The 21,446-nt window shown below is 61.1% G+C and carries 20 protein-coding genes; 4 read left to right on the plus strand and 16 right to left on the minus strand.

Translation table 11 applies throughout. From position 1 onward, the window contains the following. Positions 1 to 56: 56 nt before the first annotated feature. Positions 57 to 2,111 (minus strand): LysM peptidoglycan-binding domain-containing protein, encoded by a 2,055-nt coding sequence (locus C7U61_RS06900; protein WP_106997698.1) that lies wholly within the window; start codon positions 2,109 to 2,111, stop codon positions 57 to 59. Positions 2,112 to 2,266: 155 nt separating this feature from the next. Here C7U61_RS06900 and C7U61_RS06905 point away from each other — a divergent pair, with 155 nt between their 5' ends. Then, on the plus strand, positions 2,267 to 2,890 hold the full coding sequence (locus C7U61_RS06905) for a TIGR00730 family Rossman fold protein (RefSeq protein WP_106997410.1): 624 nt from the start codon (positions 2,267 to 2,269) through the stop codon (positions 2,888 to 2,890). Between the two features lie 24 nt (positions 2,891 to 2,914). Here the strand turns inward: C7U61_RS06905 and rarD are convergent, their stop codons facing one another. From rarD to radA, 11 genes are all read right to left on the minus strand, one after another. Next, on the minus strand, positions 2,915 to 3,826 hold the full coding sequence (gene rarD, locus C7U61_RS06910) for an EamA family transporter RarD (protein ID WP_106997411.1): 912 nt from the start codon (positions 3,824 to 3,826) through the stop codon (positions 2,915 to 2,917). A gap of 109 nt (positions 3,827 to 3,935) precedes the next feature. Then, the gene (gene cimA / locus C7U61_RS06915) at positions 3,936 to 5,552 is read right to left on the minus strand and encodes a citramalate synthase (protein WP_106997412.1); all 1,617 of its coding nucleotides are present in this window, start codon (positions 5,550 to 5,552) and stop codon (positions 3,936 to 3,938) included. Between the two features lie 44 nt (positions 5,553 to 5,596). Further along, the gene (gene pip / locus C7U61_RS06920; RefSeq protein WP_106997413.1) at positions 5,597 to 6,556 is read right to left on the minus strand and encodes a prolyl aminopeptidase; all 960 of its coding nucleotides are present in this window, start codon (positions 6,554 to 6,556) and stop codon (positions 5,597 to 5,599) included. After that, complete coding sequence (locus tag C7U61_RS06925; RefSeq protein ID WP_106997414.1) at positions 6,553 to 7,029, minus strand: GFA family protein; 477 nt, start codon at positions 7,027 to 7,029, stop codon at positions 6,553 to 6,555. Before C7U61_RS06925 ends, pip begins: the two co-directional genes overlap by 4 nt. Then, a complete protein-coding gene (locus tag C7U61_RS06930; RefSeq protein WP_106997415.1) occupies positions 7,022 to 7,507 on the minus strand; it encodes a GFA family protein in 486 nt (161 codons plus the stop codon). The genes C7U61_RS06925 and C7U61_RS06930 overlap by 8 nt, the downstream gene beginning before the upstream one ends. After that, the gene (locus C7U61_RS06935) at positions 7,504 to 7,872 is read right to left on the minus strand and encodes a DUF559 domain-containing protein (protein WP_106997699.1); all 369 of its coding nucleotides are present in this window, start codon (positions 7,870 to 7,872) and stop codon (positions 7,504 to 7,506) included. Before C7U61_RS06935 ends, C7U61_RS06930 begins: the two co-directional genes overlap by 4 nt. An 11-nt stretch (positions 7,873 to 7,883) precedes the next feature. Then, the gene (gene cysS / locus C7U61_RS06940) at positions 7,884 to 9,275 is read right to left on the minus strand and encodes a cysteine--tRNA ligase (protein ID WP_106997416.1); all 1,392 of its coding nucleotides are present in this window, start codon (positions 9,273 to 9,275) and stop codon (positions 7,884 to 7,886) included. A 222-nt stretch (positions 9,276 to 9,497) separates the two neighbouring features. Next, positions 9,498 to 10,238, minus strand: a complete 741-nt coding sequence (locus C7U61_RS06945; RefSeq protein ID WP_106997417.1) for an SDR family NAD(P)-dependent oxidoreductase — start codon at positions 10,236 to 10,238, stop codon at positions 9,498 to 9,500. 78 nt (positions 10,239 to 10,316) lie between these two features. Then, positions 10,317 to 11,801, minus strand: a complete 1,485-nt coding sequence (gene purF, locus C7U61_RS06950; RefSeq protein WP_106997418.1) for an amidophosphoribosyltransferase — start codon at positions 11,799 to 11,801, stop codon at positions 10,317 to 10,319. 164 nt (positions 11,802 to 11,965) lie between these two features. Beyond that, positions 11,966 to 12,571, minus strand: coding sequence for a CvpA family protein (locus C7U61_RS06955; RefSeq protein WP_106997419.1), 606 nt, complete (start codon positions 12,569 to 12,571; stop codon positions 11,966 to 11,968). Positions 12,572 to 12,661: 90 nt separating this feature from the next. After that, positions 12,662 to 14,065 (minus strand): DNA repair protein RadA, encoded by a 1,404-nt coding sequence (gene radA / locus C7U61_RS06960; RefSeq protein WP_106997420.1) that lies wholly within the window; start codon positions 14,063 to 14,065, stop codon positions 12,662 to 12,664. A gap of 153 nt (positions 14,066 to 14,218) precedes the next feature. On the opposite strand from radA, the gene C7U61_RS06965 reads away from it, so the two are divergent. After that, a complete protein-coding gene (locus C7U61_RS06965) occupies positions 14,219 to 14,854 on the plus strand; it encodes a LysE family translocator (protein ID WP_106997421.1) in 636 nt (211 codons plus the stop codon). A 21-nt stretch (positions 14,855 to 14,875) separates the two neighbouring features. On the opposite strand, the gene alr is transcribed toward C7U61_RS06965, so the two are convergent. The 4 genes from alr to C7U61_RS06985 form a co-directional block, all read right to left on the minus strand. Continuing rightward, positions 14,876 to 16,039 (minus strand): alanine racemase, encoded by a 1,164-nt coding sequence (gene alr / locus C7U61_RS06970; RefSeq protein WP_106997422.1) that lies wholly within the window; start codon positions 16,037 to 16,039, stop codon positions 14,876 to 14,878. Positions 16,040 to 16,305: 266 nt separating this feature from the next. Continuing rightward, positions 16,306 to 16,806, minus strand: coding sequence for a GFA family protein (locus tag C7U61_RS06975; protein ID WP_106997423.1), 501 nt, complete (start codon positions 16,804 to 16,806; stop codon positions 16,306 to 16,308). 134 nt (positions 16,807 to 16,940) lie between these two features. Next, the gene (locus C7U61_RS06980) at positions 16,941 to 17,228 is read right to left on the minus strand and encodes a DUF2277 domain-containing protein (protein WP_106997424.1); all 288 of its coding nucleotides are present in this window, start codon (positions 17,226 to 17,228) and stop codon (positions 16,941 to 16,943) included. 288 nt (positions 17,229 to 17,516) lie between these two features. Further along, positions 17,517 to 19,013 carry a replicative DNA helicase gene (locus C7U61_RS06985; protein WP_106997425.1) on the minus strand — a complete coding sequence of 499 codons (1,497 nt, stop codon included), beginning with the start codon at positions 19,011 to 19,013 and terminating at the stop codon, positions 17,517 to 17,519. 328 nt (positions 19,014 to 19,341) lie between these two features. Between C7U61_RS06985 and C7U61_RS06990 the strand changes: the two genes are divergently transcribed. Together C7U61_RS06990 and C7U61_RS06995 are read left to right on the plus strand one after the other, a co-directional pair. Continuing rightward, complete coding sequence (locus C7U61_RS06990; RefSeq protein WP_106997426.1) at positions 19,342 to 19,785, plus strand: MarR family transcriptional regulator; 444 nt, start codon at positions 19,342 to 19,344, stop codon at positions 19,783 to 19,785. Positions 19,786 to 19,793: 8 nt separating this feature from the next. Then, positions 19,794 to 21,440 carry an MFS transporter gene (locus tag C7U61_RS06995; protein WP_106997427.1) on the plus strand — a complete coding sequence of 549 codons (1,647 nt, stop codon included), beginning with the start codon at positions 19,794 to 19,796 and terminating at the stop codon, positions 21,438 to 21,440. Positions 21,441 to 21,446 lie beyond the last annotated feature (6 nt).

The following is a 21,446-nucleotide window of genomic DNA, read 5'->3' on the forward strand; positions in this document are numbered from 1 at the left end:
GCCGGGCACTGATGAGCCCGGCCGCCGGCAATATTCACGATGTATGCTGGCTGTCGCTAGAGATGCTCGCCCGAAAGCCGCTTGCGATGAAGCGCCTCGGCATTCGGCAACGCGTCCTTCGGCAGGCCGAAGACCTGACCCGGCAGAATCCGGTCCGGATTGTTGATCTTGTCTTCGTTTGCCAGATAGATCGTCGTATAGCGCACGCCCGCACCATAGATGCGGCGCGAGATCTGCCACAGCGTATCGCCGCGACGGATGATGACGGCATTGGTGTCCGGCGAAAGCGGCGCCTGCTCGATCGTCTTCGGCTCGTTGGATGAGACTTCGACATTCGGCTGTGCTGGCGGCGTCTGTGCCGGCGCGGTGATGACGGCGATCATCTGTTCCAGGCTGGGCAGAGCGGCGGCGACCGATTTCGGGTCCTTCGGCAAGGTGACGAGCGCAGCCAGCGCCTTGCCGGCCGCACTGGAGGCATCGGCCGCAGCTTTCTTGAGTTCGGCGCTCGCCTTGATGGTCGGGCGGAATTCCGAGAGCGACTTCAGCGCGATTTCCGTACCGGAGCGGGCGGCGGCAAGCTGTTCCGCATTCGGCTGCTTGCCGTCGGTAAAGAGACCCTTCAGAAGCGCAAAGGCCTTGCCGGCACCCTCTCTGAGCCTGGTAAGCTCGCCCTCATCGAGCGGCACCATGCTTGCTGCTGCCGCTGGATCCTGGCCGCTGGCAGCAGCGGGCGGCTGTGCCGCAACCGTCACCTGATTGCCTTCGGGACGGGTAAAATTGACGCTGGTGCGCACGACGACCTTGCCGGATCCGTCGAGCACATCGACGCGGATCTTGTGATCGCCGACCGCAAGTGGCATGGGGCCGTCAACGACGAAATGACCGTCCGCACCCGCAGCATTCTCACCGATGAGTTTGTCATCGGCATAGGCGCGGACCTTGGCATTCGGCTTCGCGGTGCCGGCAACGAAGATATGATCGTTTTCGATCTCTACCGCATTGACCATGACGTCCTGATCCGCCTCCGTCTTTGCTGCCGGCGATGTGGCCGTGCCTGCCGCCGGATTGGCGGATGCAACTACCGCACCGTCTTCCTGAGGCGTGGCGTCCGTCGCCGTCGGTCTATCCGTTGCCTTGGCCTGTGCACCCGCCGCCGAGGCCTCTTCGCCCGCCACGACGCGGCCCTGCTTGGCTGACGGTGCGGTAATGATGCGGCTCGCGGCGCCCGGTTTCGATACCATCGCGAGAACCTGGGTGGAATCGTCCTTCGGCACGGAGACGGTCGCCACTTCCTCGGAGCTGACGGCCTTGCCGTCCTTGCCGGTGGCCCGCAGCACCAATTCGTGATCGCCGGGCTGCAGCGGATTGTCGAGTACGGCGGCGAAATCGCCGCTCGGCCCGACATTGGTCGTCGTGACCACCTTTTCGCCGTCGACGATTTCCAACTTGGCATTCGGCTCGGCCGAGCCGGCGATAACCGTCGAGCCATCCGGCTCGACGCGCAACACGTCGAAGGACGGCACGCGCGGAGTGGCTGCAGCAGCCGTCTCAGGCGCCGGCTGACCGGTCAGCGCTGCAAAGGCCTTGTCGATCGCCGCGCTGGCTTCGGCGCCATTGTCGGGAAGAGACTGGATGATGGCGAGCGCCTTGCCCGCACCGTCCTGAACCTTCTTCACAAGTCCTGTCGTTGTTGCGTCGATCCCCTCGGGAAGCATAAAGCCTACGATCGATTGCAGCGCGTTGGCTGCCTTCGTCTTCGCGGCCGTGAAGGTATCCTGAGACGGCGCGTTGCCATCCTTGAACAGCGCCTTGAGATCGGTGAGGGAGGTCTTTGCCGCACCCGTCAGCTCGGTGAGCTTCTTGGTGACGTCTGCCGTGCCGACCGCCGTCGACACCGCATTCTGCGTGGCTTTGGTCGCGTTCTGGGCGGTCTCGCCAGCCTTCTGTGCGTTCTCGTCGATCGTATTCTTCACCGCGTTGCTGGCTTGATTGACCACATTGCCGATCGGGGTCTTGTCGCCGTTGATGCGCGGCATCACGAAGAAGACCATCAACAGGGTCGCAATTGCCAACACCAACAGAGCCAGCCACCCGGCACGGTTCTTCATCATCATTCATCTCCACGCGGCGAAGTCGTCGCAACTCCTGAAATTGCTAGCGATTTCGCCTGCTTTTACAAGCTTTCTCAGCCATTTTCGCATGTAGTGGCACAAGTTTTCCTTTGAAAAATCTTGACTGAGCATCTGCAGCATAGTTGTTTGCATCTATGACCGACGATTCCACGCCAATTCGATCCATTTGCGTCTATTGCGGCTCACGGCCGGGACGCGATCCCTCCCATATGGCTGCCGGCCGCGAACTAGGCAAAAGCATTGCCGAAAACGGCCTGCGCCTGATCTATGGCGGCGGAACGAAGGGCATCATGGGCGCTGTCGCTAGCGGCGTGCTGTCACACGGCGGTCAGGTTACCGGCATCATCCCGGAATTTCTCGTCGATATGGAAGCGACGCGCCATTCGCTCGGTCAACTCGATGAGCTCATCATAACGCCTGACATGCATGCGCGCAAACATGGCATGTTCGAACGCGCCGACGCCTTCGTGGCATTGCCAGGCGGTATCGGCACGCTGGAAGAGATCGTCGAGATCATGACCTGGGGTCAGCTCGGCCGACACGAAAAGCCGATGGTCTTTGCCAACATCAACGGTTTCTGGGATCCAATGATGGAGCTTATCCGCCATATGACGGAAGAGGGCTTCGTCCATACCGCCCATCGCGTCCAGCCGCTCGTCATCGACAAGATTGCCGATATCATTCCGGCCATCCGCAAACACGCCGCCGAGACGCATGGCGACCGCGGCGGCGAAGAGGCCGTCATTTCCAAGCTTTGAGGAAGCGCTAACCAGGTCCGCTGGTCAGCGCTCTCTGCTCTGACGCAGCATCGACCAGCTGTAGAGCACGAGACCGGCCCAGATCAGCGAGAATGCGAGGAGCTGTGGCGTGTCGAACGGCTCCTTGAACAAAAAGACGGCGATCAGGAAGACCATGGTCGGTGCGATATACTGCATGATGCCGATGGTCGACATTCGGAGAAGCTTCGCGCCGTTGGCAAAGATCATCAGCGGCAGCGCCGTTACCAGCCCACAGCCGAGCAGAAGCGCCGTATCCGAAAGGCCGGTCTGGTAGAAGTGACCTTCGCCGCGCGCCTCGAGATAGAGGATGTAAAGCGCTGCCGGAACGCAGAGCAGCAGCACCTCGATGAAGAAGCCCTGATTGGCGCCAACAGGCAGGGTCTTGCGGAAGAAGGCATAGAAGCCCCAGGAGAAGGTCAGCGTCAGCGCCACCCAAGGTACGGTGCCGGCCTTCACCGTCAGGATGATGACAGCGATCGCTGCAAGGCAGATGGCAACGATCTGCGTCGGCGCCAGCTTTTCCTTGAGCAGGATCGCGCCGAGCGCGATGCTGAATAGCGGATTGATGAAGTAACCGAGGGCGGCATCGAGCGAATGGCCGGCGCCGATGGCCCACACATAGGTTCCCCAGTTGACGGTGACGAGCGCTGCGGTCAGCGACGCCATGGCGATCGTGCGCGGATTGCGAAATGCCGCCTTGATATCACCCAGACGGCCAAGCGCCAGCAACACGATGCCGGCCACGGGCACCGACCAGACAATGCGATGGGCAATGACCTCGAACGCCGAGATATGCGCGAGCGCCTTCATATAGAGCGGCAGAATGCCCCAGAAGAGATAGGCGGTCAGTGCGAAGCCGAAGCCCCGGACAGCGTCGTTGTTCTTGGTTTCAGGTTGGACCGCATCGGTGGCCATGAATTTTTCCCGTCATTTTCTGTTATTTGAGACGGGATTACTCCAATGCATGCGGCATGGCTAATTCATTTCATTGACGGCATCGTCAAGCTTTTTGATGGGCGGCGGATCACTCCGCCGCGATCCTGCCGGCCATATGCCGGTTTTTCATCAGCTTGTAGATGACGGAATCCATCAGGGCCTGGAACGATGCGTCGATGATGTTTTCGGAGACGCCGACCGTCCACCACCGTACGCCGTCGCTATCCGTGGATTCGATCAGAACGCGGGTGATGGCCTCCGTGCCGCCATTGAGGATACGCACCTTGAAGTCGGCCAGTTCCAGATCGTCGATCTCGTGCTGGTACTTGCCGAAATTCTTGCGCAGCGCCAGGTCGAGCGCGTTGACCGGACCGTCGCCTTCGGCAACCGACATGATGGTCTCGCCGTCAATGATGATCTTGACCACTGCTTCCGAGACGATTTTCACCCGGCCGTGGGAATCGAAGCGGCGTTCAACCATGACGCGGAAACCGTCGATCGCGAAAAATTCCGGGATGGTGCCGAGCGTGCGCCGCGCCAGAAGCTCGAAGCTCGCATCCGCGCCTTCGTAAGCATAGCCTGTCGCTTCCCGCTCCTTGACGATCTGGATCAGCTGGTCGAGCTTGGGGTCGTCCTTGCCGACCTCGATGCCGCGCCGCTTCAGCGCATTGATGAAGTTCGACTTGCCGCCCTGATCGGAGACCATAACCTTGCGGAAGTTGCCCACACTCTCCGGCGGCACGTGTTCATAGGTGCGCGGGTCCTTCAGCAGCGCCGACGCATGAATGCCGGCCTTGGTGGCAAACGCAGAGGCGCCGACATAAGGAGCCTGATGGTCCGGAGAGCGGTTCAGCAGCTCGTCGAAGGCATGCGAAAGGCCGGTCAGGCCCACCAGCCGCTCGGCATCGATCGTCGTTTCGAAGCGCTCGCTATAGGCTCTTTTCAGCGCCAGCGTCGGGATCAGCGTGATCAGGTTGGCATTGCCGCAGCGCTCGCCGATGCCGTTCAGCGTGCCCTGGATCTGCCGCGCTCCGGCTTCGACCGCGACAAGCGAATTGGCGACCGCCTGGCCGGTATCGTTATGGGCATGGATGCCAAGACAGTTGCCGGGAACGCCGCAGGCGATGACGGCCTCGACGATGGCGCGCACCTCCGGCGGCTGCGTGCCGCCATTGGTATCGCAGAGCACGACCCAGCGGGCTCCGGCATCATAGGCGGTCTTGGCGCAGGCGAGCGCATAAGTGGGATTGGCCTTGTAGCCGTCGAAGAAGTGCTCGCAATCGACGAGAGCTTCCTTGCCGGCGCCAACGGCCGCTTTGACGCTTTCTGCGATGCTTTCGAGGTTCTCCTCGTTGGTGCAGCCGAGCGCCACCTTGACGTGATAGTCCCAGCTCTTGGCGACGAAACAGATGGCGTCGGACTTCGCCTGCAGCAGGCTCGCCAGACCGGGATCGTTGGAGGCGGAGATGCCGGCGCGCTTCGTCATGCCGAAGGCGACGAAGCGCGCCGATTTCGTGCGTTTCTCGTTGAAGAAGGCCGTATCGGTCGGGTTGGCGCCGGGGTAACCGCCCTCGACATAATCCAGGCCGAATTCATCCAGCATGGTCGCAATCGCAATCTTATCCTCGACCGAGAAATCGATGCCGGGCGTCTGCTGCCCATCGCGGAGCGTCGTGTCGAAGAGATAGATTTTTTCGCGTGTCATACTGTTCCTCCGGCGAACCGGTTATTGTAACTGAGGCACTCGGCCTATGCTTTGCCTGCAAACTTGTCGGTGGCGCGGATCAACTGATCGAGAATGCCCGGCTCGGACACAGCATGGCCCGCGCCTTCGATCAGATGAAATTCCGCCTTCGGCCAGGCCTTGTGCAGTGCCCAGGCATAGCGTGCCGGGCAGGGCATGTCGTAGCGGCCATGGACGATGACACCTGGAATGTCCTTCAGCTTGTAGGCGTCGCGCAGCAACTGGCCCTCTTCGAGCCAGCCGGCATTGACGAAGAAATGGTTCTCGATGCGGGCAAAGGCGTGCGCATATTCCGCATCCTCGAACTGGGCGCTGACGGAGGGCTCCGGCAGAAGCGTGATCGTCTCGCCTTCCCATATCGACCATGCCTTGGCGGCCTCCAGGCGGGCAGCCTTGTCCGGATGCGTCAGCAGCCGATGGTAGGCGGCCATCATCTCATGGCGCTCTTCCGGCGGAATGGGTGCCACGAAGCGCTCCCATTTGTCGGGAAACATTTCGGAGACGCCGAACTGATAATACCAGTCGAGCTCGGCTTTCGTCAGCGTGTAGATGCCGCGCACGACAAGCTCGGAAACACGCTCCGGATGCGTTTCGGCATAGGCGAGTGCCAGCGTCGAACCCCAGGAGCCGCCGAAAACAAGCCATTTCTCCACGCCGGCCATTTTGCGCAGCCGCTCGATATCATCGACCAGATGCCAGGTCGTATTGGCTTCCAGGCCGGCATGCGGCGTCGAGCGCCCGCAGCCGCGCTGGTCGAACAGGGTCACGTCGTAAAGCGCGGGATCGAATAGGCGGCGATGGGTCCGCGAGATGCCGCCGCCCGGTCCGCCATGCAGGAAGACGGCGGGCTTGGAGCCGGGCGTTCCCACGCGTTCCCAATAGATCGCATGACCATCGCCGACATCGAGATGGCCGGAAGCGTAGGGTTCGATTTCCGGATAAAGCGTGCGCAGTATCTCGGTCATATTTTCAGCCCCTCCGCCGGCCAGACATCGGTATCGTGATCGGGATGCTGGAAGGAAATGATGTGCTCCTGCCGCGAATAGAGATCCGGATCCTGATAGACGGGCTTTTCGAAAATCGTCTCTACCCAAGGCAGACGATAGGCGTGGTTGACCTGGATCTGCGGGGCGAGATCGTCGCGCTCGTCGAAGGCGCCGATGGCGATTTCGAGGCCGCCCGGATGACGGTATGTCAGCGGTGTGCCGCAGTTCTTGCAGAAGCCGCGGTCGATGTTGACGGATGACTGGAAGTAGCTCGGTTCGCCGCGCGTCCATTCCACGCCGTCTTCAGGCGCGGTAACAAGCGCGGAGAAGAAATTGCCGAACTGCTTCTGGCACATGCGACAATGGCAGATCGACGGACGGCCGAGTTGGCCGCGAATGCGAAACCGCACGGCGCCGCATTGGCATCCCCCACTTCTGGTAGCTTCAGTCATGGTTCTTCTCCTCTGGCCAGCTTGAGGTATCGTGATCGGGATGCTGGTACGAGACGATCTCCAGCACGAAAGGCGCCTGCTCGGCGTCCTCTTCCGTCCGGTGTCCCGGCAGCAGATGCAGCCGGTCGACGAAGCCGATCTTGGCTTCCGTTCCATATTGCACGACAGGTGGCAGTTGCGAGGGATCGTCGAAGGCGCCGGCCGCGACTGCGAGACCATCGGGCGCCTCATAGGTCAGCGGCGTGCCGCAATCCCCGCAGAAGCCGCGCTTCACTAGATTGGACGACTGGAACAGCTTTCGCTCCCCGCGCGTCCATGCGAGCTCGGCGCCGCGCGTCGAGACCAGAGGCGCATAATAGGCGCCGAAAGCCTTCTGACACATGCGGCAATGACAGATGGAGGCATCCTTCAGCTCGCCCCGCACCCGGAAGCGAACGGCGCCGCACTGACAGCCGCCGGTGTAGGTCGAGACGATCATGATCTAGCCTTTCCGGCGACGGTGAGGAGATGCATGCAGACGTTATCGATATCCCTTAGGACATCGTCATTCCAGAAGCGCAGGACGGTCCAGCCATCTGCTTCGAGACGGCGGGTGCGACGCTGGTCATAGGTCTGATCACGATTATTGCCGTGGTGCGAGCCATCGACTTCGACGATGAGCTTTTCTGAAAGGCAGGCGAAATCGATGATATAGCCGGCGATGGACAGCTGACGGCGAAAGCCGAGGTCCATGAGGCGGTGAGCGCACAGTTCATTCCAGAGGCGCAGTTCCGCGTCCGTCATTACCTGGCGCATGCGGCGGGCATTGCTTCGGATTTTCGGCGGGACTGGAGTGTGCGGCAATGGAACCAGACTCACCGCTTGATCTCCCAAGTCGTGATGCGCTCGCCCGTCGCCGCATCCTTGCCGTCCTTGAGCTGGATGCCAATTTCCGTCAGCTCCTCGCGAAGCTTGTCGGCCTCGGCGAAGTTCTTTGCCTTCAGCAGTTCCAGACGCTGGCGCACCTTGGCATCGATCTTCGCGACCACAGCTTCGTCCATCTCTGCCTTCGTCGGCAGCACGCCGAGTAGATCGGCGCTGGCCGCGAAGACCGGCAGGAGGCTGGCATCGGCATTGGCGGCCTGTGCGAGGGCATGCAGCGCCTGGATGGCGGCGACGGTGTTGAGATCGTCGGCGAGAGCGGCCAAGACCGTCTGATCCGGTGCCGCGTCGCCAATATCCGCCGCCGGCCATTTGGCGATCAGCCGTTCGGCTTCCTCGAGGCGCTTGACGGAAAAGTCGATCGGCTCGCGATAGTGCGTCATCAGCATGGCAAGCCTGAGCACATCACCCGGCCAGCTGCGGCCGCCGAGCTTGTCCGTCTGCAGCAGCTCGTGGATGGTGACGAAATTGCCTTCCGATTTCGACATCTTGCGGCCTTCGACCTGCACGAAGCCGTTATGCATCCAAACGTTCGCCATGGCATGCGTGCCATGGGCGCAACGCGACTGGGCGATCTCATTCTCATGATGCGGGAAGATCAGGTCGAGCCCGCCGCCATGAATGTCGAAGACCTCACCGAGATAGCGTCCGCTCATGGCCGAGCATTCGATATGCCAGCCCGGACGGCCGCGGCCCCAGGGGCTTTCCCAGCCCGGCTCGTTCTCGTCCGACAGCTTCCACAGCACGAAATCGCCGGGGCTCTTCTTGTGCTCGTCGACGGCGACGCGGGCGCCCGCCTGCTGCTCGTCGAGATTGCGCTTCGAGAGCTGGCCGTAATCGGTCATCGACTTGGTGTCGAACAGCACTTCGCCGGCGGCGCGATAGGCATGACCCTTGGCGAGGAGTGTTTCGATGATCGCGATCATCTGTGCGATATTGTCCGTCGCCCGCGGCTGCACCGTCGGCTCCATGCAGCCAAGTGCCGTCGTATCCTCCCGGTACTGCCGCTCGGTCTTTTCCGTTACCAGGCGGATAGCCTCGTTCAACGGCAGGCCGGGATGGTCGCGCAGTGCGCGCGCGTTGATTTTGTCATCGACATCGGTGATGTTACGGACATAGGTGACATGGCTTTCGCCATAGACATGCCGCAGCAGGCGGAACAGCACATCGAAGACGATGGCGGGGCGGCCATTGCCGATATGGGCGAAGTCGTAAACCGTAGGGCCGCAGACATACATGCGGACGTTGTCGCGGTCGATCGGCTGGAAATCGACCTTTTCGCGCGTCAGCGTGTTGTAGAACTTCAATTGCGGCTCGGCGGCCATATCACTCTCCCAAGGCATAAATCCGAAAAATACCGTCACCGGCAGGCCGGACGTTTGTCATCTTGGATTTTGGGAGACGAAAACGGCCAGGCCAGCGAAACGCTAGCGAATAATCTTCCGGCAGATAATGCAGATAACCGTTTTCATGGGCGGCTTTATCGCGCGCCGGATGAATTTGGTCAAGTAGGGATAAGGCGTCTCGCGTAAAGGCCTGGGATGTTTTTATTCCGGCATCCGATAGCCGACGAGCTTGTTCTCGCGCACGACGAAGAGCTTGCCGGTTTCGGTTACATCGCGGCCGACCAGAGGCAGGATCGCCTGGGCGACCTCTCGCGGATGCGGCAGCGTATCCGGATCTTCGCCGGGCATCGCTTGGGCGCGCATGGCGGTGCGGGTAGCACCCGGATCGACGCTGGTAATGCGCAGAGGCGTGCTCTGTGTTTCCCCGGCCCATGTCCGCGCCAGCGCCTCGACGGCGGCCTTGGAGGCGGAATAGGGACCCCAGAAGGGCCGGCAGCGATGGGCGGCGGCCGAAGAGAGGATGACGGCGCGGCCCGCCTCGGCGCGCATCAGCAGCGGCTCGACGGAACGGATCAGCCGCCAGGTGGCGGTGACATTGATCGTCATCACCTTTTCGAAGACCTTCGCTTCGACATGGCCGATCGGCGAGATCACGCCGAGAACACCCGCATTGGCGACGAGAATATCGAGTTTGCCCCAGCGTTCGAAGATCGAAGCTCCGAGCGCATCGATGGCATTCATGTCGGCAAGGTCGAAAGGAACGAGCGTTGCCGAGCCGCCGGCAGCCTTGATGGCATCGTCCAGCTCTTCGAGCCCGCCCACCGTACGGGCGCAGGCGATCACATGCGCGCCGGCCTTGGCCAGCTCCAATGCCGTGAAATAGCCGATACCGCGCGATGCGCCGGTGACGAGGGCGATCTTGTCCTTGAGATTGACGCTCATGCTGCCTTGATCCGGATATGTTGCGAAGGAATAGGGGCAGAGCGCCCCCGTCCTTTCTGGGGTCAACCGCTTATAAGGTCAACCATTGCTGGCGAGAACGGAAAGCTTGCGCACGTTGCTGGTGCTCTCCTTGTCGAGCAGGCGGGTCGGATAATCGCCGGTAAAGTAATGGTCGGTGAACTGCGGCTGCGCATTGTTGCGCGGCTCGCCGCCCACGGCCCTGTAGAGCCCGTCGATCGACAGGAATTCCAGCGAATCCGCGCCGATATAATCGCACATGGCCTTCAGGCTGCTGTATTGATTGGCGAGCAGCTTGTCAGCGTCCGGCGTATCGATGCCGTAGAAGTCGGGATGGAAGATCATCGGGCTTGCGACGCGGATATGCACCTCGCTGGCACCCGCATCGCGGATCATCTGCACGATCTTCACCGAGGTCGTGCCACGTACGATGGAATCGTCGACGAGCACGACGCGCTTGCCGGCAATGATCTCGCGGTTGGCGGAATGCTTGAGCTTCACGCCGAAGGCGCGAATCTGCTGCGTCGGCTCGATGAAGGTACGGCCGACATAATGGTTGCGGATGATGCCGAGCTCGAAGGGAATGCCGCTTGCCTGCGCATAGCCGATGGCGGCGGGCGTACCACCGTCCGGCACGGGCACGACAACGTCGGCGGCGACGGGCGCTTCCTTGGCGAGGTTGATGCCCATGTTCTTGCGGGCAACATACACGTTGCGGCCGCCGACAACGGAATCGGGGCGGGCGAAATAGACGTATTCGAACAGGCAGAGACGCTCCGGACGGGAAACTTCCGGCTTGCGAGCATCGATGGTGATCGAACCATCAGGCTGGATCTCGCAGATGATGACTTCGCCATTTTCAACGTCGCGGACATATTTCGCGCCGATAATGTCGAGAGCACAGGTCTCCGAGCAGAAGATCGGCTTGCCGTCGAGTTCGCCCATGACCAGCGGCCGGATGCCGATCGGGTCGCGGGCGGCGATCAGTTTCGTGCGCGTCATGGCGAGCATCGAATAGCCGCCTTCCATCTGCCTGATGGCATCGATGAAGCGATCCGACGAGGAGGCCTGCTTGGAGCGGGCGATGAGATGCAGCACGACTTCGGTATCCGAGGTCGACTGACAGATGGCGCCGTCGGCGATCAGCTGCCGGCGCATGGTCAGGCCGTTGGTGAAGTTGCCATTGTGGGCGATGGCGATGCCGCCGACTTCCAGCTCCGCAAACAGCGGCTGGACGTTGCGCAGTATCGTCTCGCCCGTGGTCGAATAGCGCACATGGCCGATCGAGCGGTCGCCGGGCAGCCGCGCGAGCGTTGCGGGGTCGGTATAGTGGTCGCCGACCAGACCCATCCGCCGTTCCGAATGGAAGCGCTGACCATCGAATGAGACAATGCCGGCCGCTTCCTGCCCGCGATGCTGCAGGGCGTGCAGACCGAGCGCCGTAAGCGTCGCCGCGTCCGGATGTCCCAAGATGCCGAAGACGCCGCATTCTTCATGCAGCGTGTCGCCGTCGATGTCGTCCTCGAAAGAAACGGAATGGTTCATGGCTGCGGGCCTTTGCTCTCAACGTGGGCGGATCGGGGCGGCGTCACGAGTGACCATTAAAATAGCTCAAAATCCGGCCGGAAAAAATATCGGGCCGGATCTTCTATTGTCACGCCGCTCAAATGGCGATTCTCGCGCGGCAGGTCAAGCCTGTAAACACGCCATCAGTTGTTTGTCTGCGGTGCCGGCGCGTCGTCCGAGGGCGCGGTATCGTTCGGCGCAGCGTTATCACCGCTTCCTTGCTGCTTCGGCGCGATCTTGTTGAGGATCTCGGCCGGCAGCCTTGCCTGAATGTCCTGCGGTAGCGCTGCGGTCAGCTTCTCCACCATGGAATCGAGGAATGGCTTCGACTTGGCATTGTTGACCCAGTCCGGACGGGCGGCCGGCGCTACCAGCCAGTTCCAGAAAGCGACGACGACCACCATCAGGAGCAGGCCGCGAGCCGCGCCGAAGAGGAAGCCGAGCGTGCGGTCGAGGGCGCCGATGCGGCTGTCGATGATGAAATCGGCGATCCGGATGGTGATGAAGGAAATGATGATGAGCGCCAGCAGGAAGATGACGGCGGCGGACGCGATCGTCGCGATCTTCGTATCCGCCTTGTATTGCAGGGCGTAGGGAACGAGCAGCGGATAGAGATAGTAGGCCGCGACTGCGGAGCCGCCCCAGCTGACGATCGAGAGAATTTCGCGCGAGAAGCCGCGAACCATGGCCAGAATGGCGGAGAAGAGAATAACGCCGATAACAATACCGTCGAAAATCGTAATGGGCATCTATAATCCACTTCAAGACTTGCAGACCTTTTGGTCGGCATCGGCCTCAATCAGGAGCCTCTTCTTCGCCAAGAACGGCTGAAGTAAGGCTCAGTCCTCATCTTCCACGCGCTTGAGCGCGCCCTTTGGTCCGGCAATGCGCGCCACCAGATCCGGCAGGCTGTCGATCTCGCTCCAGCGTCCGCCGTTGACCTTCGGCAGATCGGCGGAAGCGGCGGGCAGAACGGCCCCTGAAAATCCCAGCTTCTCGGCTTCCTTGAGGCGCTGGGCGGTGTGCGCGACCGGCCGGACGGCGCCCGACAGGCTGACTTCGCCGAAATAGACGCAATCGGCGGGCAGAGCAAGACCGGCCAGAGAGGAAACCAGTGCAGAAGCGACGGCGAGATCAGCAGCCGGCTCGGAAATGCGATAGCCGCCGGCGATATTGAGGTAAACGTCATGCTGGCCGAGCCTGACGCCGCAATGCGCTTCCAGGACGGCGAGAATCATCGATAGCCGCGCCGAATCCCAGCCGACGATAGCGCGGCGCGGCGTGCCCAGCGATGTCGGGGCGACCAGCGCCTGCACTTCGACCAGCACGGGGCGCGTCCCCTCCATGCCGGCGAAGACTGCCGCCCCCGGCGATTTTTCGTTGCGTTCGCCAAGAAACAGTTCGGACGGGTTGGGCACGTCACGAAGGCCGCTATCGGACATTTCGAACACGCCGATTTCATCCGTGGGACCGAAGCGATTCTTCACGGTGCGCAGGATTCGGTAGTGATGACCCCGATCGCCTTCGAAATAGAGAACGGCATCGACCATGTGCTCGACGACGCGCGGTCCCGCGATCTGGCCATCCTTGGTGACGTGGCCGACCAGCACCATGGCAGCGCCCGTCTGTTTCGCGAAGCGGATCATCGCCTGTACGCCGGTGCGTACCTGCGTGACCGTACCCGGCGCGGATTCGGCAAGCTCGCTCCACAGCGTCTGAATGGAATCGATGATGATGAGATCCGGCCGCTTGCCTTCGGACAGCGTTGCGAGAATGTCCTCGACATTGGTCTCTGCGGCCAACAGCACTTCCGTGTCGGCCGCCTTCAGGCGTTGGGCTCTGAGGCGGACCTGCGCCACGGCCTCTTCGCCCGATACGTAAACGATCTTGTGCCCCTGACGGGCGAGGGCGGCCGCCGCCTGCATCAGCAGCGTCGATTTGCCGATGCCGGGATCACCGCCGACGAGAACGGCCGATCCCCGTACGAAACCGCCGCCCGTTGCGCGGTCGAGCTCGGATATACCGGTGTGGATACGCGGCGCCTCTTCGATCTCACCCGAAAGCGATGTGAGCGTTACGGGCTTTCCCTTTCGTGGCGTCTTTGCCGGCCCGCCACCGATCCCGCCCAGCGGATCTTCCTCGACGATGGTGTTCCATGCACCGCAACCGTCACACTTGCCGGCCCAGCGATTGTGGACCGTGCCGCAGTTCTGGCAGATGAATTGTGTGCGGGCCTTTGCCATCGGATGCTGTTCTCAAGTTCAAATGCTGCGCTTTTCGCGACGAATCGCGATCGGCTGACAGATAATGTCTTCCCACGCCTATCAAAACTAATGATTTCCGTATCAATGACGATCGTGTCAGCCTTTATGCCGGGTTTTTATGGATAACGACCGATGTTTGACTATTCGCTTGCCCACTGGATCGCCTTTCTCACCGCTGCAACCCTCCTCAATCTGTCACCCGGGCCGGATATCGCCTTCATTCTCGGCCATACGATCCGAAGCGGTATGCGCTCCGGCTTTGCAGCGCTGTTCGGCATATGGAGCGGCGCGTGCCTGCATGTACTGATGGCGGCTGCCGGCCTTTCGGCGATCCTTGCTGCCTCCGCGCTGGCCTTCTCGACCGTCAAATGGATCGGCGCCGCCTATCTGATATGGCTCGGCGTGCAGGCGCTGCGCTCGAAGGGCGAGGCGGCGTGGATCAAGGAGGCTGGTAAGACCTTGTCCTTTGGCCGCATCTATCGCCAAGGCATCCTGGTCTCGCTGCTCAATCCTAAGGTCGCGATCTTCTTTTTGGCTTTCCTGCCGCAATTCGTCGTCGAAGGCGCAGGTCCCGTCTGGGCGCAACTTCTGCTGCATGGCAGCCTGATTATCGTCGTTGCAGCCTTCATCGAGCCGCCGTTGATCCTGCTTGGCGGCCGCCTGAGCGAGGCTCTGCGGCGCAATCGAAGCCTCGGCCTATGGCTCGACCGAGGTCTCGGCGCGCTCTTCGTCGCCCTTGGCGTCCGGCTGGCAATCAGCGCCCGCTAAATATTCTGAGGAGTAGCCGAGCTATTCCTCCGTTTCTTCCGAGATATACCGGCGCTCGTGGCGCAGGCCCATGCTGGTCAGCATCTCGTAGCCGATCGTTCCGGCCGATCTTGCGGCCTCGTCGACGGAGATGTTGCTGCCGAAAAGCTCGATATAGTCGCCGGCGCGCGCCAGGTTGTCCGGCAGGTCGGTGACGTCGAAGATGGTAAGATCCATTGTGATGCGGCCGGCGACCGGCACCTTGTGTCCGGCAATGAACCCATGGCCGCCTGGGATGCCGGTCTGGCGCAATGGCACGCCGGCGCTCGACTGGCTGCGCATATAACCGTCGGCATAGCCTGCAGAGACGATCGCCAGCCGGCTGTCGCGGGTCAATTGCAGGGCACGACCATATCCCACCGTCTCGCCTGATTTGACCGAGCGGGTCTGAATGATCCGCGCCTCGGCCGTTGCCACCGGCCGCATCGGATTGGCCATGCCGGGAACGGCCTCGCCGCCATAAGTGGCGATACCGGGACGTGTGAGGTCGAAATGATAGTCGGCCCCAAGAAATATGCCGGCCGAATTGGCAAGGCTCGCCTTGATGCCTTCGAAAGCGGTACTGACTTTGCGGAAAGCCTCGAGCTGCTGCCTGTTCATCGCGTTGGACGGATCGTCGCCGCAGGCGAGATGGCTCATCACGAGAACCGGCGCAAAGCTTGCCGGGCGGGAGACGTCATCGGCCAGCGCGATCGCATCGTCCATCGGCAGACCGAGCCGGTTGAAACCCGTGTCGACCTGCAGCGCACAGGGATAGTCGCCATAGTCGGATAGAACGGACATCCAGAAGGTCAGCTGCTCCTCCGACGCGATGACGGGCACGAGATCGTTTTCGAAGAACCGACGCTCCATGCCCGGCCAGATGCCGCTGAGCACGAAGATGCGCGCCTCGGGAGCAAAGAGCCGGAGGGTCGCGCCTTCATCCGCGGTGGCGACGAAGAAATCGCGCGCACCTGCAGCATAAAGCGTTTCGCCGACATCCTCGATCCCCAGCCCGTAGGCATCGGCCTTGACGACGGCCGCCGTGCGGGCCTTTCCCGAGCGGCGCGCGAGGTCGCGCCAATTTTCGACGAGCGCGCCGAGATCCACCGTCAGCCGCAGGCCGGCGGAAGCGAAGGCATCATCGTCATTAAAATTATCTGTCATGGAGCGCCCTGAACAAGGAAGTGGCCGGAGGTGATTGGCTCGAGCCAGGATACTGGCCGTCGATGAAAAGAAAAAGTGCTGCGAGGCATGTATGCGGAACTGGACAAAACTGCCACCACATTTCTGATGTCGGCCTCCGGCGGGGCCGGAAGCCGACAGATTGTTCGAGGCCCAAATTGGCTGAGGAGCAGCCTTCAGCACGCATGCTGTGTGCGTCGTCTGGAAAGGCGGAGCCCATTGGCAATCGCCAATCGCCGGAATAGAGCTCAGCCGTCACGCCATTTCACCGCCCATGAGGCCGTATCGTGGTCGGGATGCTGGTTGTTGCTCTCCCTGATCGCCGCTGCCCAGTCGGCGCCGTTGTTTTCGGTCACGCCGGTGTTTTCTATGTCCGTGATCGTATCGAACCACGCCACCATGTTCTCGGTGCAGGTATTGGCATGCGGCGGGAAGGCGTGCGGATCGTCCAGCGAACCGATCATCAGGTTGGTGCGGCCGTTTTCGAGCTGATGGAAGAATAATGGCGTGCCGCAATTTGCGCAAAAGCCGCGCTCGACAAGCTCCGAGCTTTTCCAAACGCTCGGCCTGCCGCGTGTCCAGGTGAGCGCATCGTCGGGTGCGGCAAGGAGTGCGGCAAAGATATTGCCCGAAGCTTTCTGGCACATGCGGCAATGACAGATATGCGAATTGTCAAGCATGGCGGTTGCGTGATAGCGCACGGCCCCGCACTGGCAGCCGCCGCTCACCTTCATCTCGATGCGTTTCAATTTGTCTCCTCCTTCAGCGGCGGGTTTGGGACTTAAATGCTTTTTAGGTTTTCATCTTTTGTTCGTCCAGCAGAGCGACGGATCCGATCACGCGTTCTCAAACGCCTGCCTGTGACTTCCGCTCCGGCTGCCGGCTATAAGCGGTGGCCGGAGTTCGCAGAGACTGTTGGGTCCGCTCGGGCTCGCGCCTTCGCGGCCACCTCCTCACGGTCGCGAGGAGGTTGAGACGTTTCCAGCGAATAGAGCAATTCCCGGGCGCAGTTCGCAATCGACAGGACCGCGCTCTCGAACACAGCCTCGTTGCGTTTCGACGGCTTGTTGGTTCCGCTCAGCTTGCGCACGAACTGTAGCGCTGCATCATGGATTTCCTCATCCGTCGCCGGCGGATCGAAATTAAAGAGGGGTTTGATATTTCGGCACATGCCCTGCTTCCCTTTATCGTCTTTCCACCACTCACAGGCGTGGCGTCCTATCAAAACTAGCCACGTGAGGGTGAATTACAACAAAGTGCAGGCAGAATTCCAGCGAATGACCGCCCAAAGCGGGCCGCGATCTTTCAGCTTCGCTTCCCACTTTGGGTCTTTGATTTGGCGCATGCCGTTGTCGCAAAACCGCTGCATTTTTCGCGCGACATGCTTTAGCGTCGGATACCGCCGTCCTACGCCGCATTGGTGCATAACGCCTTATGCACGCGCCGCAGAGCACGGCTGTCAGTGCTCCTCATACTGCATAAAGGAGGAATCGGCGAGATCGGCAAAGCGGGTGAATTCCGACTGGAAGGCGAGCTTCACCGTGCCTGTGGGTCCGTGACGCTGCTTGGCGATGATGACGTCGGCCGTGCCCTTCACGCGGTCGAACAAAGCTTCCCATTCCCCGTATTTGGGGTCGTTCGGATCGCGCGGCTCCTGGTTCTTCACATAATATTCCTCGCGGAACACGAAGAGCACCACGTCGGCGTCCTGCTCGATCGAGCCGGATTCACGCAGGTCCGAAAGCTGAGGCCGCTTGTCGTCACGGCTTTCGACGGCACGCGACAGCTGGGAAAGCGCGATGATCGGAACGTTGAGCTCCTTGCCGAGCGCCTTTAGGCCGGTGGTGATTTCGGTGATTTCCTGCACGCGGTTTTCGCCTGATTTCTTCGAGCCGGTCATCAGCTGTACGTAGTCGACGACCAGAACGTCGAGGCCGCGCTGGCGCTTCAAGCGGCGGGCGCGGGCGGCGAGCTGGGCGATGGAGATACCGCCGGTCTGGTCGATATAGAGGGGCACCTTCTGCATCATCATCGAGCAGGCCACCAGCTTTTCGAAATCGGCATCGTTGATGTCGCCGCGGCGGATTTTCGAGGAGGAGACTTCCGTCTGCTCGGAGATGATACGCGTGGCGAGCTGTTCCGACGACATTTCCAGCGAGTAGAAGCCGACGACGCCGCCGTTCTTCGCCTTCATCGAGCCATCAGGCTGCACTTCGCCTTCATAGGCGGCGGCGATATTATAGGCGATGTTGGTGGCCAGCGAGGTCTTGCCCATGCCGGGGCGGCCGGCAAGGATGATCAGGTCGGAGCGCTGCAGGCCGCCCATCTTGCTGTCAAGCGAGTGGATGCCCGTGGAGATGCCGGAGAGGCCGCCGTCACGCTCCTTGGCAACGGCCGCCATGTCGATCGCAAGGGCCACGGCGTCGTTGAAGGACTGGAAACCGCCGTCGTAGCGGCCATTCTCGGCAAGCTCGAACAGCCTGCGCTCCGTATCCTCGATCTGCGCCTGCGGCGGCATGTCGAGCGGCGCGTCGTAAGCGATGTTGACCATGTCCTCGCCGATGGTGATCAGCGCTCGGCGCAGCGCCAGATCATAGATGGCGCGGCCGTAATCTTCCGCATTGATGATCGACACGGCTTCGACGGCAAGCCGCGCGAGATATTGCGCGACCGTCATGTCGCCGACCTTCTCGTCTGCCGGCACGAAGCTCTTGATCGTCACCGGGTTGGCAGTCTTGCCCATGCGGATGATGTCGCCGGCGACCTCGAAGATCTTGCGGTGCAGCGGTTCGTAAAGATGGATCGGCTTCAGAAAGTCGGAGACGCGGTAATAGGCATCGTTATTGACGAGGATGGCACCGAGGAGCGCCTGTTCCGCCTCAATGTTATTGGGCGCTTCGCGATAATGCTGGTCGGCGGGAGCAATGGCGGCGAGCTTGCGCGCTGCTTCGTTCATTTTCCATCTCTTCGTACTTTAGGGCGTCGTCTGGTTTGCGACGATCCGATGTCATGGTCAACCGTGCAAACGGGCGGCCATACCGACCTTTTAACGTTGTTCCACTCGTCCACAGGGACAAGTTTCCGCCACGTAAAAAATCCCTTGTGGCCACTTTGCAACGCAAAGATCGACACACGAATCACTTATGCAAACTATCCGTGGGAGTATTTTAGCCGGGTCTTTCGCTGCACGCATCAACTGTTGCGGCTATCCTGCTTGAAAAGCTGGGAAAATCCAGGTATTCCATTGAATTCGGGTAGGATGCTAATAGTATAAAGTTGCAATAATGCCAGGTGCGCCATCAAGACAAGAACTCTTCGACGACCTTTCCGCCTTCAATCGCAAGCTGAGGGCGGCTTTCGACGCTCTCGTTCGCGAACACGGCATGACCCTTTCCCGTGCGAGGGTTTTTCGCAAGCTCTCCCGCCGGGACGGGATAAACCAGAGAGAGCTCGCCGATGAGCTGGAGCTGGAAACGCCGACGCTCGTGCGCATCCTCGATGCGATGGAGGCGCAGAATTTCATCGAACGCCGGGCCGCCGTATCGGATCGCCGCGCCAAGCAGATCTTCATGACGGAATCGGGGAAAGTCGTTGCCGCCGAGGTCGAAGCTCTTGCCACCAGTGTGCGAGCGGATATCTTGGAAGGGATTTCGGACAAGGATGTCGGAATGGCGCTCAAGGTTATTCGCGCCATGACTGCCAATCTTCAGAATATCGGCAAATCATGAGGTAATGCATGAGCGGGGATCCGGGCCCGGTCGCCAATGCGCAAGCCAACGCCGTCCCGCCCGCTCCACCGCCTATGCCGGGCTGGAAAGTGCCGCTCTATATTGCGGCATCCGTCATGTTCTTCCTGACCCAGGGCCTCGGTCTTAATCTCGCCTTCGCCAATCTGACGCAGATCCAGGGAACCATCGCGGCGACCACCACCGAATCCGCATGGCTTTCTGCTGCCTATATGGCGCCCAATGTCAGCCTGGCCATCGCGTTGGTGAAGATCCGCCTTCAATATGGCGTGCGCAATTTCGCCGAGGTGAGCATTCTCGGCTTCGTGCTCGCCTCCCTGCTCAATCTCTTCGTCTCCGACCTTCATTCCGCGATCGTCGTCCGCTTTTTGAGCGGGATAGCCGCCGCGCCGCTATCGACGCTCGGCTTCCTTTATATGCTGGAGGCCTTCGAGCCGGCGAAGAAGATGACCGTCGGCGTCAGCCTGGCGATGATGAACACACTGCTTGCCGCTCCCATCACCCGCCTCGTGTCGCCTTCGCTGCTGGATTATGGCGAATGGCGCGGCCTCTATACGCTTGAGATGGCACTGGCGCTGCTCGTCATGCCGATCATCTATCTCTTGCCGCTCACACCGCCGCCGCGCGTCAAGGTCATCGTGCTGGGCGATATCTTCAGCTATCTTCTCGTGGCGATCGGTTTCGGCTGTCTGGCTGTCGCCCTGTCGGTCGGGCGTCTCTACTGGTGGCTGGAGGTGCCATGGCTCGGCGTCGTGCTGGCGATTGCCGTTGCGTCCCTGACCGTTGCCATCGTCGTCGAGCTGAGGCGGTCGACACCTTTGATCGACGTCCGCTGGCTGCTTCGGCCTGAAATTCTGCACCTGACGGCGATCCTTCTGGTCTTCCGCATCATTGCCGCCGAGCAGACCTCCGTCATCATGACCTTTTATCAGAATGCCGTCGGGCTGCTCTATGATCAGCTTTCCATACTGTACTGGATCATCCTGGCCTTCTCCATCATCGGGGGCCTCGTCTGTACCGTGTTCATGAGCTACGGCTTCGGCTGGCAGATCCAGGCCGTCGCGCTCATCCTGATGGGGGTAGGCGCGCTGATGGATTCGCAGGTGACGAACCTGACCCGTCCCGAGCAGATGTATCTCAGCCAGGCATTGGTGGCGGCCGGCGCGGCTCTCTTCCTGCCGCCCTCCATGTCGCAAGGCTTCAAGGAGGCTATATCCAGGGGGCCGCCTTATCTGGTGACGTTCTTCGTCGTCTTCACTTTCACGCAGAGCATCGGCGGGCTGATCGGCTCGGCTTTTTACGGCACGCTGATCACCATTCGCGAAAAGTTCCATTCAGCCGTCCTGACGGAGCGCGTGCTCCTGACCGATCCGCATGTGGCCGCACGCGTCAGCCAGCTTTCATCCTCCTATGGCAAGGTGATTGGGGATAGCGCGCTTCTGAAGGGGGAGGGGCTGGCGCTGCTGGGTGCGCAGGTCAGCCGCGAGGCTAACATGCTTGCCTATGGAGACGCCTTCTTCGTCGCCGCCGTAATCGCCTTCCTTTCGCTTGCCGGCCTGACCATCCATGTTCTCTACCGCTTCGTCAGCGCTCGCCTGGGCGATGACCGCGTAGAGGTCGCGACATCCAACCCATGAGGATAT

This window comes from Rhizobium sp. JAB6 (assembly GCF_003024605.1).
In the GTDB taxonomy this organism is placed as follows: Bacteria; Pseudomonadota; Alphaproteobacteria; order Rhizobiales; family Rhizobiaceae; genus Rhizobium.